Origin of the sequence: Bacteroides sp. UBA939 (assembly GCF_002293435.1) — a bacterium.
GTDB lineage: Bacteria > Bacteroidota > Bacteroidia > Bacteroidales > Bacteroidaceae > Bacteroides.
Window position 1 is genome coordinate 11,864 of sequence record NZ_DBDF01000173.1, and the last position, 16,506, is coordinate 28,369.

The window sequence follows — 16,506 nt, forward strand, 5'->3', positions numbered from 1 at the left end:
TCTTCTTTATTAATCAATAAAATCAGAATGCAGCCTTGAAACCTGCATAGAAGTTGCGGCATTCCGGGAAACCGGTACTCAGTTCCATGTGCTCACGTTCTTTGGAAATGGTAAGCAGGTTGTTGCCACCACAATAGACACTTAAACCGCGAATAAATGTTCCTTTAAGAGTATTTTCAGGGAAGTCATATGTCAACTGTACCTGGTTCAAACGGAAATAGTTGCGCTTGTACATCCAGAATGTGGAGTTGCGGTAGTTGTTGTCACCGTTGGTGGTAGTCAGGCGCGGATAGGTAGCTACGTCTTTGGTTTCCTCTGTCCAGCGTCCCCATACCACTTCCGAGAACTTGCTTGTACCGCGGTTCCAGTAGTAAGAACCGCCTTTGAAGTCTACTGCTCCGGCCTGTCCCGTTCCTATGGCGAACAGCGAGAAATTCTTATATTTCACGGTCAGGTTCAATCCGAAAGAGAAAGGAGGAGCTGACCAACCGTTCTTTCCTAATTCAATCTGGTCTTTGCTGTCGATTACATCGTCCTCGTTGATATCCTTATACTTCAGGTCGCCCGGCTTTACCACACCAAATGTTTGTCTGGCATGATTGTCGATGTCTGCCTGATCCCGGAAGAAGCCTTCGGATACATAGCCGTAATAGGCATCGAGTGCACGTCCTGCGCGATATTGGTAGTCTTCGTCGTAAAGTTCATCACGTATCAGCGCTTCGGAAGAGTAGACCATGCCGTTGAAACCAAGGGTTACGTCAAAGTCGCCGAATTTCTGGTTGGCACTCACTGCGAAATCAAAACCACTGCGTCTGTCCGCATTGTAATTAATCCATGGCATGAAGGAGGAGTTGGCGCTTACAGCGAAATATGAAGGATAGATGAAAGAAGAGCCTTGGGTAAGCAAACCTTTCGTGTCTTGCCTGAAGTAGTTGGCGTTCAGCGTCAACAGACGGTTGAACAGGGTGGTATTGATACCTGCACGGAACTCTTCGCGTGTGACGAAGCTCAGATTGGGATTGTCACCGCGCCTGGAAGCCGGAGTCCATCCGCCAGCCGTACCATCGTGCCATTGTACATAATAGCCCTCGTTCTCTCTTCTGGAGAAAGTACCTTGATACAGGTAATAGTCTTGGATATCAAGATCCTGATGCAGGTTGGCATAAGAAGCCGTAATCATCAGATCGTCTACAAAGTCCACATTTTCCATAAATTGCTCATTGCTGATTCTCCATCCTAAAGTAACTGACGGAGAGAAAGCGTTGCGTTTGCCCTCAGGCAACTTGGCCGAATGGATTACGGCACCGCTGAAGTCGGCATAGTATTTACGGGCGTAGTTATAGGACGCACGTAAGCCTAAGTTCACATTGCTGGTGCGATGGTAATCACTGCTTTCATGGTTTTCGTCGGCAGAATTCTGTGTCTGATAACCCCAGCCTATGAATGTGGCCGCTACGTTGTGGTTCTTTGCAAAAGTACGGGCATAGTCGAACTGTGCGCTGAACATCATGGTCTGGTCGTAAGTAGACTTGCCGACATATTCGTTAGGATTAGGTTTTGCGTCATCATTATATTTATTCAGAGCGATAATCATATCCTTACCGTTCACTTGAGACCAGGTAGGCGCGTAAATAGCATAATTCTCGCTGAAAGCTTCCGAATAGTAAGAAGTGTAATCCACGCTATACGAAGTCTTAAACGACAATCCTTTCAATACGGAACCCAGGTCGGCAGTAAGGCTGACGTCGAACATAAACATACGCGCTTTCTCCTTGACGTAACCGGAAGCCAGCAGGTCGGCAAAAGGATTGGTCAGGTCGGACGATGTTCCGCCAAGCAGGTATTTACCGTCAATCAGGTGATTACTGTTGGTAATATATTCCTGTATCTGGGCGACATTGGTATCCATCATGTCGATGGGCAACAACGGAGCAAACCAGTTGGGACGCAAAGTGGATGCGGCTCCCCAGAAGCTTCCGCGACCTGCATACTGATCGGTCTGGACAATTGCCGCATTGGTACTGGCTTTCAGCCAGGAGGCAAGCTTCATATCTACATTACCTCGCACATTGAGACGCATGTTGTAGGCGTTTTTGGACTCACCGTATTTCAACAGGTCGTTACTGTAATCAATACCAAAATTCAGATAATAACGCGTGCGTTCATTACCTCCGGATACTTCACCGGTTACATCGGCATCGTAGTAGCTCTTTCTCAGGTAATCCGAACTATAAAAATCAATGTTCGGATACCGGTAAGGGTTGGTTCCCATAGAGGTGTTGTAAATATCCGATGCACTGTACCTTGGAGCTAATCCGTCATTACGGGCGGCTTCGTTGTAAAGGGTCATGTAACAGTCCGAATCCAGGTATTTGGGATAAGCCTTGGGCACATTAATACCTGCATTGGCGCGCACATCAATGCGCATCGGTTCGTTTTTACCTCGTTTGGTAGTAATCAGGATAACACCTTTTGCTGCACGGCTACCGTAAAGTACCACAGCTGCAGCATCTTTCAATACCGAGATATTCTCTATTTCGGAAGCGCGTACATGGCTTGTACTGCGAGGTATACCGTCTATCAAAATTAGTGCTCCCTGCCCCCAGATGTTGCCGGTGTATCCACCTATCATATCCAGACCTACCAAGCTATTGGAGCTATTTACCTTTTTGGTCAATTCGGACGTGTTGACCGTAGAAATGGCATGTGTCAAATCTTCCTGGGCAACTGTGCCGAAAGCCACATTCACCAGGCTATCCTTGTTTTCTTCTTGCGCCTGGATGTTCCCTGCCTGAAACAGAGACATGGCGAAAACAGTACAGCCAATATATATAAACTTTCTATTCATTTTTTACGTCATTAATTAGTTAATACGTCAAGATTTACCATCCGGGATTCTGATAGAATGCGTCATACATGCTAACATCCTTTTTGGGAAGCGGATACCAATAATGTCTGTCGGTATATTTACGCTCCACCAATGGGATTTCGCGCAGGTTTATGATAGCGTTTTCTTCCGGTGCATCATAATTGTAATCATTAGGATCGGCGCGGTCGAACTCAATCTTGGTCTTCACCGTATAAGGATGTTGGGTGAGAAGCATCCAGCGGCGAAGATCCGTAAAACGGAAGCCTTCGAAAGATAGTTCCACAGCACGTTCGCGGCGCACTTCACTCAGGAAGTCTGCGGTGTTGCCCAAGAATTTGTCGAGTACGGGGGCTACGCCGGCGCGATCGCGAATCTTGTTCAATGCCTCTTCGGCGGTAAGTGAATAGGTGGTGGCTTTGCCCTTCGGTCCGTTGTATCCTACAGCCGTAGCTTCGGAGTACATCAGATACACATCTGCCAGACGCATAAGGCTGAGGATCAAAATATTGTTTTCTTTATAACCGTCAAACGTGTTCATCAATTGCGGACAAAGCTTACTGTTCATATAACCCGTGAAGCAGCCTTTCAGATCGTTGACTTCTTCACTTTCCCGGCCTCCGGTGAACAGTTCTGATGTGCCGCCTGCACCACCGGTACTTCTCCATTTCACACCGTCAAACATGATGGTCTTGTAGAAACGCGGGTCACGGTTCTTCCAGGGATGCGTGGGATCATAGCCCGATTCGGCGTCAGCCTCTGTCATGTTATTGATCGGATAACCGTTCTGCATACCGTAGTAGTTCACGTAGTTGGCGGTGGGATAAGCCTTGATACCGGAAGCTTCGATGGATTGCGGGCGGAAATCGTTGACCATGTTCCAGCGCCAACGTNNTCCATGAAGATGGATTCTCTTACTCCGTTCAGCTTGCCGCTTGAGTTGTGTAACAGGAAGATGTCGTTGTACTCGGAGAAGTCGGCCAACTCATAACGATTGGTTGACTCGATGAGGACAAGCGCTTGCCCGAGGGCATCGGCACCTCGTTTACACAATTCCACATTGTATTCTCTGGCGCCTCCGGAAGCCCAGTTCATTAACGGACTACCTGCCCAAAGCAAGGTCTTGCCTTTGTAGGCTATAGCCATGATGCGGTTGATACGCATATTGTTCTTACCCAGCGTAGCTTTTCCGACGGCTGTTGCATCCCAGTCTACAGGGAGCAAGCCTTCCGCATGTTCAAAATCGGCTACGCATCTTTCCGCACACTCTTGCCAACTGAGGCGACCCAATGTCGGAGACATGTCCGTAGGTAACACTTCATCAATATATGGCATGCCGCCCCACCATTCCATCAGCATGAAGTGGTACCATGCACGGAAGAAGTAAAGTTGACCTTCTATCAGGTTGCGTTCTTCTTCGGTAGCGCTTACCAGATTTCCGAGGTTGGCAATACCGATGTTGGCTTTACGGATAGCATACCAGGCGTTGGCCCATAAGTGACCTTTGTCCATTCGGCTGTCTGTACCTGCTCCGCCTTGATTATTCGGGTAACCATAGTAAGCAGTTGTCCAAGCCCAAAAGTCTCCGTTGTCCACGCTACGAGCCTGCATACGCAGTTCCTGTGGTTCCCAAAATTCATCTTCGCCGTAATTGAAACAGGTATGTCCTGCATCTTTATTATTTGAAATCGCCGGGATGCTGTTATATAACTCCTCGGTGAAGCCTTGGAAATTTTTAAAGTTCTTGTAGGGGTCATTCTCTGAGTAATCAGTCTCAGGGGCTTTATTCAGATAGTCGGTACACGAGGTCATCCCTATCATGCCTGTCACTGTAATGACCGACATTACAAATAGTTTGTTGATATATTTATTCGTAATCATATCTTCGTTATTATAAAGTTATGTCAATACCAATGTTAAAACGGCGTACCATAGGATAAGCACCGTCCGAAGAGCTTGGGCCGTAGTTGGACTCACGGTCATCGGGCATGTCGGTCCACATGTAGAGATTGTCACCGTTCAGGTAGAGGCGACAGGCATTAACACCCATTTTCTTCAACCAGTTGTTCTTGAATGTATAAGATACTTCGACATTCTTCAGACGAAGGTAGGCACCGTCATACCAGTAACGGGTACCGGCAGCGGCTGCATCTACGGCAGTTCCCCAGCGTGGAGTAGGTAAGGTGGCTGTTCCTCCCGGTGTCCAGTATTCGCCTTCTGCATAAGCAATGTGGGCAGTGGAACGGAATGTCGGGAAGTTGACTTCACGGGTTACATTGGTTACGCCATAGAACTGGGCGAAGCAACTGAATCCTTTCCATTCAAAACCGAGGGAAGCGTTATAGGTATTCTGCGGCGTAGTGGCATACTGATAGGGAGCACGGTCGTCATTGTCTACTATACCGTCGCCGTTGAAGTCAATGATATTGTAATCACCCGGCAATTTCATGTCATTTCCGGTTGTCCAGGTACTGCTACCAAGAACGTCGTCCCAGGTAGCCAGGTTACCATGGTCAATGTATGCATAAACTTGATTGATGGAATGTCCGACTCCTTTCTGATAAGCAGGCAGCAGAGGAGGGTCATCTCTGAAGCGGATTTCATTGATGGCATGGGTCATGCTGGCATTCATCCAGGCGCGCATACCATTTTTGAATACGTGGTTCAAACGCAATTCCAATTCGTAGCCATGACTGTTTACTTTACCCAGATTGGCACGGGGAGCCGTTGCACCGAAATAGGAAGGGATGGCACGGTTGCCGCCGGCAACCAAAATATCTGTACGGGTATCGTTGAATACGTCTACCGAACCTGCTATCAGCCCATCGAAGAAAGCGTAATCCAAACCTATATTGCGTTTCTCCACCGTTTCCCAAGAAAGGTTGGGATTGCCCAATGCCGAAATTCTCCAGAAAGTATAGGGAGAGTTATCCGGATTGATGCTGCCCATAACGGCATTACCACTGTAGCTATACTGGTCACTGTATAAGAAACGGTTACGCATGTTAAATCTCTCCCAGTGAGCAACCACAGCATCGTCACCTACCCTTCCCCAGGAAGCACGAAGTTTCAACATGTCGACAAATTCCAACTTCTTCATGAACGCCTCTTCACTGAGCATCCAGCCTAATGAGAGAGAGGGGAAGAAAGCGAAACGATAATCGGGACCGAATTTCTCGGAACCGTTATAAGCGCCGTTGACTTCCAGGAAATAGCGTGTGGCATAGTTATAGGTAAGACGGAACACCCAGTCTTCCCGGTAGATTGGAAATACACTTCCCTGTGCCTCTTTTAACCGGCTGAATAGACCGAGAGCGGTAACTTCGTGTTTGCCGAAGGTACGGGCATAATCAAACTGTAAGGAATAGTAAAGCTTACGGTAAGTGGCATTGATATCTGCATTACCATTCTGCTGTAGCCAATAGACTGGGTTAATTACCTTGTCGAGTCCGGTACCTGTATCCGGATCGTATCTGTATTTATATTCGCCCGTATCCGGATCCACCCATAAGCGTTGTGCATCGTTGTACTGATCGATGAGACCACGTTTGTTCTCTACGAAAGTGTAGTCCATAGAGACATTCGCCTTGAATCTCAGTCCCTGAGTCAGCATGGACAGATCTTGCTCCAGGATGAAGTCAGTGGTCATCTTGGTGGTGGTACGTTTTTCCTTACCGCCCGTAGCAAAAAGGTAAACAGAGTTGGGAACATCGGCATCTCGTGGAGCATACCAACCCCACATGCCGTTGGAATAAACAGGGCGCATGGCATCGGGAGCAGATTTATAGGCCGAGTTCCAGGCGCCGGTGTCGGTATCACGCATATCCCAAGGTAATTGGCGCTGTGCGTTCGACCCAAACAGATTACTGGAGAATTTGGTAGTCTTGCTCAAATTGAAGTCCAGGTTACTGCGCACGTTAATGCGGTTATAGCCGAAACCGGAGTTGTAACCGCGTCCGTTCTGGAAACTCTTGAACAAGTCACCTTCACTTACGAAATCCACAGCCGCGAAGTAGTTCACAAGTTTGGTACCGCCCGATACGTTCACGCTCGTGTTATAGGACATGGCAGCTTTTTTGAAAAGCTCATCCTCCCAGTTCACATTGGGATAGCGGTCCCACTCGGTAGTATTGGCAGGATAACGATATTTGTTGATGATGTCTGCCGGTGTATAGTTGGCCCATCCGTTAGGATTGAGAGCGGCTTCACGTTCAATGGAGTTGTTCATCAGGTAGAACGTGTCATAGGCGTCGTACTTTTCAGGGAGTTTAGATACAACTTTGGCAGTTACGTTAGCCTTGATTTGCACGTTGGCCCTTCCTTCTTTACCACGTTTGGTAGTAATAAGGATTACACCGTTAGCACCTTTCACACCATAAACGGCAGTAGCCGAAGCATCTTTCAATACAGAGATATTCTCTACGGAAGAAATATCCACTGAATTCATTTCGCGCTCAATACCGTCTACTAATATCAAGGGTGCGCTATTGTTCCATGAACTCTGCGTACGAATGATGATCTGAGGGTCTTCGGCACCCGGCATACCGGTAGAACTGGTGGTGATTACACCCGGCAAAGTACCGGTCAGTGCAGCACCCAGACTGCTTACACCACCTGCACGCTCCAGGGTCTTTCCGCTGGTTTGTGTGATAGAGCCTACCACTGAGGCTTTCTTTTGTTGTCCGTAACCAACGACAACCACTTCTTCCAATAACTGTGTGTCGTCTTTTAAGATTACTCTGATAGCCCCCTTCGATGAAGCCCTTATTTCCTGTGGCTCCATACCTACATACGAAACGACAATGACAGACCTTTCATTGGGCACGGTCAACGTGAAATTACCGTCGATATCTGTGATCGTACCTATTGAATTATTACCTTTTACAACTACCGAGGCTCCAATAATAGTCTCGCCATTGTCGTCTACGACTGTCCCTCTCACTGTAATTCCTTGTTGTGCTGAAGCTGTCAGGCAGCTGAAAAGCATCAAAAGAAACAGGTAGGGAATCTTTTTAATTTTCTTTTTTACATTTTCCATTACCATTAGTTTAAGATAGTTAATAACTATAGTTTTCTCTGATTGTTATAAAAATAACGATTAGCTGTTGTCATACATGTTTTCCATAATTCTACTGTTTTTTTATTTAATTAAATGAATGATTAGAGAATTGTTATTATTCTCAAGAAGCAAATGTAGGAAGTACGGCATAAATAAGCGATATGTTTCTATTGCAGAAAGATTAACTGATGTTGCATGTTGTGTTGTGGGTGTAACATAGACCTTAACTGATGTAACACAGTAGCCTTTAGGAGGGTTAGAACATGACACCTGAGGCTAAATCTTCTGATTGCAGGATTTACATAGCTGCAAGAGAAAAGATTGCCTCAGGCATTGATAATGGACTTTTTCTGTTTTTCTGTTTATCCTGCGGGATGATTCAACTACTGCTAAGTAAAGTCATCCGGTATTTATGCAGGGAAACATCCGGTTCAGATACCGGATGTTTCGGGTGAGCCATGTCAATTTGTTTTGTCTTGTTCTGCGTGCTGCTCCATGTATTCGCTTGGAGATACACCATACATTTCGCGGAATGCCGTAGCGAAGTAAGTGGGATGCATAAATCCGGTTAATGTAGCCACTTCGGTTATGCTGTGCCGCTTTTCTGCCAACAGGGAGGCGGCTTGTCTCAGGCGTATGTTACGGATGAGGTGCTGTGTGGTCTGATTGGTCAGTTCTTTGAGTTTGCGGTGTAAGTGGACACGGCTGATGCCGACTTCCGAACTAATCATCTCTACCGTCAACTCCGGGTTGCTCAGGTTGTCGTTGATAACACGCATGACACGTTCCATGAGCCGGTCATCGGGAGATTTTACTTCAAAGGCCGATAGCTGTTCTTCCCGGTTCTGGCGACCACTGAAGGCATTGCGTAGTTCATCCCGCCTGCGAATCAGGCTGAGGGCGGTTTTCCTCAATAGTTCGATGCTGAATGGTTTCGTCAGGTAAGCGTCGGCGCCTGTTTCCAGTCCTTCCAGATTATCTTCTTCGCGTGTACGGGCGGTGAGCAGGATAATGGGCAGGTCGTTGATGTTAACATTCTGGCGTATCTTGCGGCATAGTGCCAGGCCGTCCATCTCAGGCATCATCACATCACTGATTATGAGATGGGGAGGATGTTCTAATATGATTGCCAATGCCTCTTTGCCATTGCTGCATTCGGTCATATAAAAGTCGTTGCGCAATTCATGGCAGATGTAACGGCGAATTTCTTCATCATCTTCTACCACAAGGACATGGCGGCGGACGCGGACACGTACTTTCTTATCCGGCTCCTCATCGTCATTATATGGAATAGTCTGCGTATGGTTTGTTTGGAGTTCTGCGGCGTTGGCGATTGCCGTATCCTTTTCGAGTTCTTCCTCTTTCAGGTGAGCATGTCCCAACGGCAGCCGTATCACAAAGCGGGAACCCGGTTGACCATTTTCGTTATCTTCTACGCGGATGCTTCCGTGATGCAGTTCCACCAAGGAACGTGTCAGGTGAAGTCCGATACCGGTTCCGATGTTTGAATTGTTCGAACTGTTTCGTATCTGGTAGAAGCGTTCGAATATATGTTCGCGTTCAACAGCAGCGATGCCGATGCCGTTGTCTGCTACTGTCAGTTCAACATAGTGGCGTAGAGGGGCATTCTTTTGCAGGGTATTATCTTTACCCGTGCTGATGCTGAATTCTATCTGCCCACTTTCCGGGGTAAACTTGCAGGCATTGGATAGCAGATTGAGTATGATCTTATCGAAGTTCTTGACGTCTATCCATAAATCTATTTCAGGGTCGGAGGCCTGGAAGTTCAGTTGAAGCTTCTTGGCTTTTATCTGTTGATCGAAAGTTGCTATGATATCTTGGGTAAAGCTCACTATTTCCGTTTTCCTGAAAGTGAGAGACATTTGGCCTTTGTCTATCTTCCGGATATCCATCAGCTGGTTGACCAGTTGCAGGATGCGTTCTGCATTTCGTTGTATGGTGGCATAGAGCTTTCTGCATTCTGTATCTTTGTCTTTGGCCATCAGTTGTTGCAGAGGGCTGATGATGAGGGACATCGGTGTCCGTATCTCATGCGAAATATTGATGAAGAACTGTAGTTTGGCTTCGTTTATCTGTTCGGCATGAATGTGTTGCAGCATCTGCTGACGTATCCGGTAGCGGTGGCGTATCTGCAGAATGATAATGCCGATTACTGTCAACACTAATATTGTGTATATTAACTTAGCCCAGCCTGATGCCCACCATGCGGGGTCTATCTGAATGGTAATCTCTTTTTCCTCCGAGTAGACTGTGTAGTTTTTGGCTTTCATCCTGAAGCGATAGGTTCCCGGTGACAGGTTGCTGAACGAAACCCTATTGACACCCGGCGCCAATGCAGCCCAGGCAGAACCGTTCATGGAGTATAGATAGGTGATGCGTTCCGGATTATAGAATTCCATGGACGAGAACTCTATACTGAATGAATTGTCCTTATAAGATAGGTGAAACCTGTTTGCTTCCTGCAAACTGGTATCGATGATTGTGTATTTACCGGATTTTGTACCTTTATTAATAGCTTTGTTATGGACATAGAAATCGGCAATTCTCACCTCGGGCTTTTTAACTTCCATGGCTATCTCCGAAGGCTGGAAGTAAGTGATGCCATTGATACCACCAAAGATGAGGTGTCCATGTTCATCGGTATAGGCGGCGTTCTTACTGAATTCGTTTCCCTGCAATCCGTTTCCGGCGTAGTAATTGATGAAACTGTTTGTCTGCAGGTTCAGGTTCGAGATACCATAGTTGGTACTGATCCATAGTCCGTTTTCAGAGTCGCCTTGTATGGCGCAAATCGTATTGTTGGGCAGTCCGTCGTGGGTGGTATACATTTTGGATGTGCCGGTTTCTCCGTCAATATGGAGGAGTCCCTTGGTGGTTCCTGCCCAGATATCTCCCTTCTCATCTTCGAAAAGTGTTAGAATAATGGAACCAGAGAATAATCTGTTTTGTCCGTAAGTTGAAATAAAACTCATGGTCTGTGTGTCCAGACAACCCAGTCCGTCGTATGTCCCGATGTATAGTTTATGGTTTCGGGTATAGAGCAATGAGGATATCCAGCCATTATGGAGCATATTGTGGTTTTGTCGGTATTCTCTACCACTTTCAAAAGACCCGCATCTGTTTATTTTCCCTGTTTTCAGGTTCAGGTAGAAGAGACCTCCACCCATGGAGGCTATCCATAGGCGTTCTCCGTCTTTATCGGAAGTCAGGTATGAGATGTTTTTGACATCATTCTGGTTCCGATCCTGTAGTTTGTAATAGCGGCATGTTCCGGTTTGCGGGTCCATTTCGGCTAAGCCTTCCAGTGGGGATGCCAGCCATATACGTCCGTCTGGTGTTTGATGAATACTGATAATAGTGGAGGGGACGGATTTTCCGTCGTCCTTGTGAACGAAATGTACTGTCGGTCTGTTTTCTTTTTTTAATCCGTAGATGCCGTCATTGGCAGTTCCGAGCCATAATGTTCCTTCGTTGTCTTTACAAATAGATCTGATACTGTTTGAACCAATCTGATTAGTTGTCAATGACTTGTGCCCCATGTATTTGAATTGGTTGCTTTTGGCGGGAAGTAACATGACTCCCTTCGTATTGATACCTAACCATAAATTGTTTGCTTTGTCCTTCATGATGGCGTATACATCTGCCTTATTGAAGTCGAAGGTCGTGAAGCTGAATTCGCTTTCTTTGATTTGCTGTGTATGGGTATCATATACTTTGATACCATCACCTATGGTTCCTATGTATATTTTTCCTTGTCCGGTGGCGTACAGGGTATTGATGGGAAGATAAGGATACATGGGACAGGGGATAGGTTTGAACGTATCTTCGTACGGGTCGTAAATGAACATTCCTTTGCTTATGCTACTGGCATAAATGCGTCCTTTTTCATCTTCGCATATATTGGTGACGATGTTCCAGCTATTCTCCTTGCCGGTGAAGTAGTGGCGCGAATTGCCTGAGGCATCGATGCGATATACTCCTTTTCCTTCTGTTGAAATCCAAAGGTTCTGGTCGCGGTCTTCAAATATGTATTTGATGAAAAAGTGGGGTACGAGTTGTATATCTGTGATGACAGGTTCTGTTCCGTCGAAATGCAATGAGAAGATGCCGTGTCCGGCTGTGCCTATTAGCAAGTTTCCATTTTTTCGTTCCACTATCATGGAGATATGTGCTTTCATGTTTATTCCGGCTGCGGATATAATCGGTATTTCTTTAAAGATTTCAGTTGCCGGATCGTATACTTGTAATCCACGTTGCGTACCTATCAGAAAGTGTCCTTTGCTGTCTTCGAAAATATCCCGTACATTATTGTCTATCAAGGAACTGTCATTGTCTTCTTCATGTTTATACACACTGAATTTAGCTCCGTCGTAACGGTTCAGTCCGTCTTCGGTAGCTATCCATATAACTCCGTTTTTAGCTTGGTATATCTGAGTAATGTTACTGTTTGATAATTCACGGTCTACTGTGAATAATTTCTCAGACTGTGCATATCCGCTTATTGCAAAGAAGAGAGATAAGAAAGGCAATAGTGTTTTCATGACTCTATTATTAAGCTATAAGATTCTATGCAAAAATAGCCTAAAAAGTAATATTTACCTAAGAAAGCCTAAAGAAAAACTTCTTTTTTATGGAACATCAAACTAAATAATGACCCGGATCACCTCAGCGGGGTGTATTTTCTGCGGACAAACATCCGAAGGCTCGATAAACGAACCACCTGGGAGTATTATAACCTGATTCGTGAAATTGAATGTACCAATCGACAATTAAAGAGTGATTTAAACCTGCGCCCGATTTATCACAGAAAAGACGAACGAGCGGACGCTCACATTTTCTTTGGCCTGCTTGCCTATTGGATCGTCAACACCATCCGTCACCAACTCAAACAAAAAGGCGAGAAATCTGTAGTACACAGCCACTGCCTTGAGAGGCGACTGAACCACGTACAGCCAAGAATTTCTGCTTATAGAGTTAAAGTTGGGTTAATATCCTCAGTAAAGGTCGTTGCCTGTCGTGGCAACGGCCTTTCATTTATACGGAAGGGCAATCGTGATTCATAAAAATAGAAACCTGTGCCACCTATTCTTCATTGAAATTTCCTATCTTTGCGCATGTCGTCTATAAACGCCGCAATTATGAGTAAACTTTATCCTATCGGTATCCAGAATTTCGAGAAACTCCGCAAAAGAGGTTTTTTCTATGTGGATAAAACTGCCTTGATCTATAAATTGGTAGAAACGGGCAGCTATTATTTCCTCAGTCGCCCTCGCCGCTTCGGCAAGAGCCTGCTTATTTCTACACTCGAGGCTTACTTCCAGGGAAAGAAAGAACTCTTTGAAGGGCTGGCAATGGAGCAACTGGAGAAGGACTGGACGAAATATCCAATACTTCATCTGGATCTTAACGCCCGTAAATATGACAGCGCAGAGGCATTATTGCAAGAACTGAATAAACATTTGGAAAAGTGGGAACAGGAATACGGTTCTCCTTATTCAGACCGTGCGCCGAAGGAACGCTTTTACCACGTTATTCAAAAGGCATTTGAGAAAACCGGGCAGCAGGTAGTGATTCTTGTGGATGAATATGACAAACCGATGTTGCAGGCTATCGGTAATGATGCCCTGCAAAAGGAGTACCGGGATACATTGAAAGCATTCTATGGTGTAATGAAGTCGATGGATGATTACATCAGATTTGCCTTACTGACAGGCGTTACCAAGTTCGGCAAGGTGAGTGTGTTCAGCGACCTGAACAACCTGATGGATATTTCGATGGATAAGCGCTATGTGGAACTTTGTGGCATCACAGAGCAGGAAATTCATGATAACCTGGAAGAAGAACTACATACGTTGGCAGACAGTCAGGATATGACCTACGAGAAAATCTGCTCCGAGCTGAAAGAATGCTACGATGGCTATCATTTTGCAGCAAACTCTATCGGGATGTATAATCCCTTTAGCTTACTCAATACATTTGCTAAACTGGAATTCGGAAGTTACTGGTTCGAGACCGGTACGCCTACCTATCTGGTTGAATTACTGAAAAAGCATCGTTACAACCTTGAGCGGATAACACATGAGAAAACGAGCGCCGATGTGCTGAACAGCATTGATTCTACCTCGACTAATCCGATTCCTGTAATTTATCAGAGCGGATATCTTACTATAAAAGGGTATGATGAACGTTTTGGTACATACACTTTGGGCTTCCCCAACCGTGAAGTGGAAGAAGGCTTCGTTAAATTCCTGCTTCCTTTCTATGCCAATACTGATGCTGTGGAATCTCCTTTCGAGATTCAGAAATTTGTCAATGAAGTAGAGTCGGGCGACTGTGACGCCTTCTTCCGCCGCCTGCAAAGCTTCTTTGCTGATACCCCTTACGAACTGATTCGTGACTTGGAACTGCACTATCAAAACGTTCTGTTTATTGTCTTTAAGTTGGTAGGCTTCTACGTGAAAGCGGAATACCACGCAAGCGACGGGCGCATAGACCTGGTACTTCAAACAGACCAATTTATCTACGTTATGGAGTTTAAGCTGGATGGCACTGCGGAAGAGGCTCTGCAACAGATAGAAGAAAAGCAGTATGCCCGCCCGTTTGAACACGATTCCCGCAAGCTGTTTAAGATAGGTGTGAACTTCTCCGCCACGACTCGGAACATAGAGAAGTGGGTGATATCATAGCCGATTATCAAATTGACAAATTGTATTTTTAATCCGCTGAGAATGCGATATTTCAGCATTGTGGCTTGTTTGCTTGGAAATACGCAAGCGAGAAAAGTGAAATGCCTCTTAGAAACCCCTTCATAAGAGAGAAGTGCACCATGAATCGTCAACTACTGCTGGGTAGTTTATCAACTTAAAGGTAATTCTGTTGCCCGTTATAAGGTTCGTGAGGCTATAATCTGTCCCACGAGATGAATTTTGCAGTTTTATGAGACGGATTTCACAGTCCAAAGAAGAGAGATAAGAAAGGCAATAGTGTTTTCATGACCCTGTTATTAAGCTATAAGATTCTATGCAAAAATAGCCGAAAAAGTAATATTTACCTAAGAATACCTAAAGAAAAACTTCTTTAAGCATCAACTTGCGGCTTTTATAGAAATAATCCGGTTCCCTTCTCTATTTTCCGCACAGGTAAACTTTTGCATTGAATCATCAATAAAGCAAGTAACAGGCTCAAAAAAACAGTTTTCTTCATAACTTTTATATTTAACCGGAACAATTCCGGAAACGGGATGCCAGTTATAAGTTTCCACTTTTGAAGAAGACAATCAAGAACTAATACTTTTTTTGATTACTTATAACGTACATAAACTTCCTTATAACTTGATTTATAAAGTAGGATAGTGCTATAGTCCGTAATATCAATCAAGCTGTCATTTCTGATAAGATACTGCTGTGGAATGGATGAAATGGTTGGTTCTTCCGGAATATACATATACAATTCATTATTTTTTCCGGAATATTCATACTTAGCCAAGAAAAACAATGTATCATTACTGATATTCCATTGTCCAATAGTGCTTAGACGAATACCAGGAGCATATATTTCATACACCTTCGGTTGTGTCCTCAAAAATATATATGTAGGTAAAAAAATCCCCCCTCCCTCGCTTTTATAGACAGCTACATAAGGAGAAAGTGTCATTTTTTTAGTATTACAAGATAATAGTAATACACATGCGAAAATAGTAACTAAATTTTTCATGGTGTTATTTGCATTCTATTTGTTTTTGAAGTTTGGAAATTTTCTTATCGGATAAACCACCTGCTGCAAGTTTGGCTTGTTTTTCTGCCACCTCTTTTGCATTTCTTTTTTTCCTTTCTAAGATGTCATTAACTAATCTCAGAAGGATTTTCCACGAAGAATCTGTAAATTCCATACCTGTCGGATCTATATACCTGAGAGGGTTATTTGTACAATATGCATACGGAGACAACCATGGATATTTTTCCATTAACGGGTCAGGCGTCGTAAACCCCGGAACCACCGGATCCTGCATTCTCGCTGAAAAATCGTACAAATTCAGCCTCTTCTGTGTATCCAGTTCCTTTCCTCCGAACTTGTACGGCTGCGAGGAAGTCTGCGTACCTTCGGTGAATGACATTCCATAAGGGTAGTAGTGGTTACTTTGCACAATCGTTCCGCTCCCATTGGCAACCACCCGGTTGTTACCCAAATGGTCGGTCAGGTAGAAGTAGTACGTTCCATTGGTGGCGGTGCTCCCAGGCTCATAGTAGCCGCCCTCGATGAGGATGCGCTTCAACGCATTGTTTTCATAAATCATGTTCCCACAATAATCCGTCTTTTTTCCGCTGATATTTGTAGTTGTTTTCCGTCCGTCGACGGCGTACACGTAGGTGTTTGTTGCCGAACCGGAGGTATTGGATATGGACAGTGAACGGGGCAGGTTGAGCAGATTATACGAGATGGCGCTTATCCCCTTGTTCAAATCTTTGGTCATGTTGCCGTTGGCGTCGTATTCGTACTCCTTGGCGGTATTGGAGCCGTTCTTGAAATCCATTGAGGCGGACATGCTGACGTTGGCTCCGGT

General features: G+C 45.2%; 6 protein-coding genes and 2 pseudogenes. 2 read left to right on the forward strand and 6 right to left on the reverse strand.

Translation table 11 applies throughout. The features are described from left to right. Positions 1–22: 22 nt before the first annotated feature. From B2Z67_RS11010 to B2Z67_RS11025, 4 genes and pseudogenes are all read right to left on the reverse strand, one after another. A complete protein-coding gene (locus tag B2Z67_RS11010) occupies positions 23–2,848 on the reverse strand; it encodes a SusC/RagA family TonB-linked outer membrane protein (RefSeq protein ID WP_291529878.1) in 2,826 nt (941 codons plus the stop codon). A 34-nt stretch (positions 2,849–2,882) separates the two neighbouring features. Continuing rightward, positions 2,883–4,747, reverse strand: a pseudogene (locus tag B2Z67_RS11015) (RagB/SusD family nutrient uptake outer membrane protein). Between the two features lie 10 nt (positions 4,748–4,757). Then, a complete protein-coding gene (locus B2Z67_RS11020) occupies positions 4,758–7,910 on the reverse strand; it encodes a SusC/RagA family TonB-linked outer membrane protein (protein WP_291529879.1) in 3,153 nt (1,050 codons plus the stop codon). A gap of 476 nt (positions 7,911–8,386) precedes the next feature. After that, entirely contained in the window at positions 8,387–12,487 is a 4,101-nt protein-coding gene (locus B2Z67_RS11025; protein WP_291529880.1) for a hybrid sensor histidine kinase/response regulator transcription factor, read from the reverse strand. Between the two features lie 126 nt (positions 12,488–12,613). On the opposite strand from B2Z67_RS11025, the pseudogene B2Z67_RS16000 reads away from it, so the two are divergent. Both B2Z67_RS16000 and B2Z67_RS11035 read left to right on the forward strand, forming a co-directional pair. Next, positions 12,614–12,847 (forward strand): annotated as a pseudogene (locus B2Z67_RS16000) (transposase); the annotation flags it as partial. A 237-nt stretch (positions 12,848–13,084) separates the two neighbouring features. Continuing rightward, positions 13,085–14,632: an ATP-binding protein gene (locus B2Z67_RS11035; protein ID WP_291529882.1), complete on the forward strand. Its 1,548-nt coding sequence runs from the start codon at positions 13,085–13,087 to the stop codon at positions 14,630–14,632. A 613-nt stretch (positions 14,633–15,245) separates the two neighbouring features. Here the strand turns inward: B2Z67_RS11035 and B2Z67_RS11040 are convergent. Together B2Z67_RS11040 and B2Z67_RS11045 are read right to left on the reverse strand one after the other, a co-directional pair. Beyond that, complete coding sequence (locus B2Z67_RS11040) at positions 15,246–15,659, reverse strand: hypothetical protein (protein ID WP_291529883.1); 414 nt, start codon at positions 15,657–15,659, stop codon at positions 15,246–15,248. A 4-nt stretch (positions 15,660–15,663) separates the two neighbouring features. After that, the coding region (locus tag B2Z67_RS11045) for an RHS repeat domain-containing protein (protein WP_291529884.1) at positions 15,664–16,506 on the reverse strand (843 nt) is incomplete at its 5' end.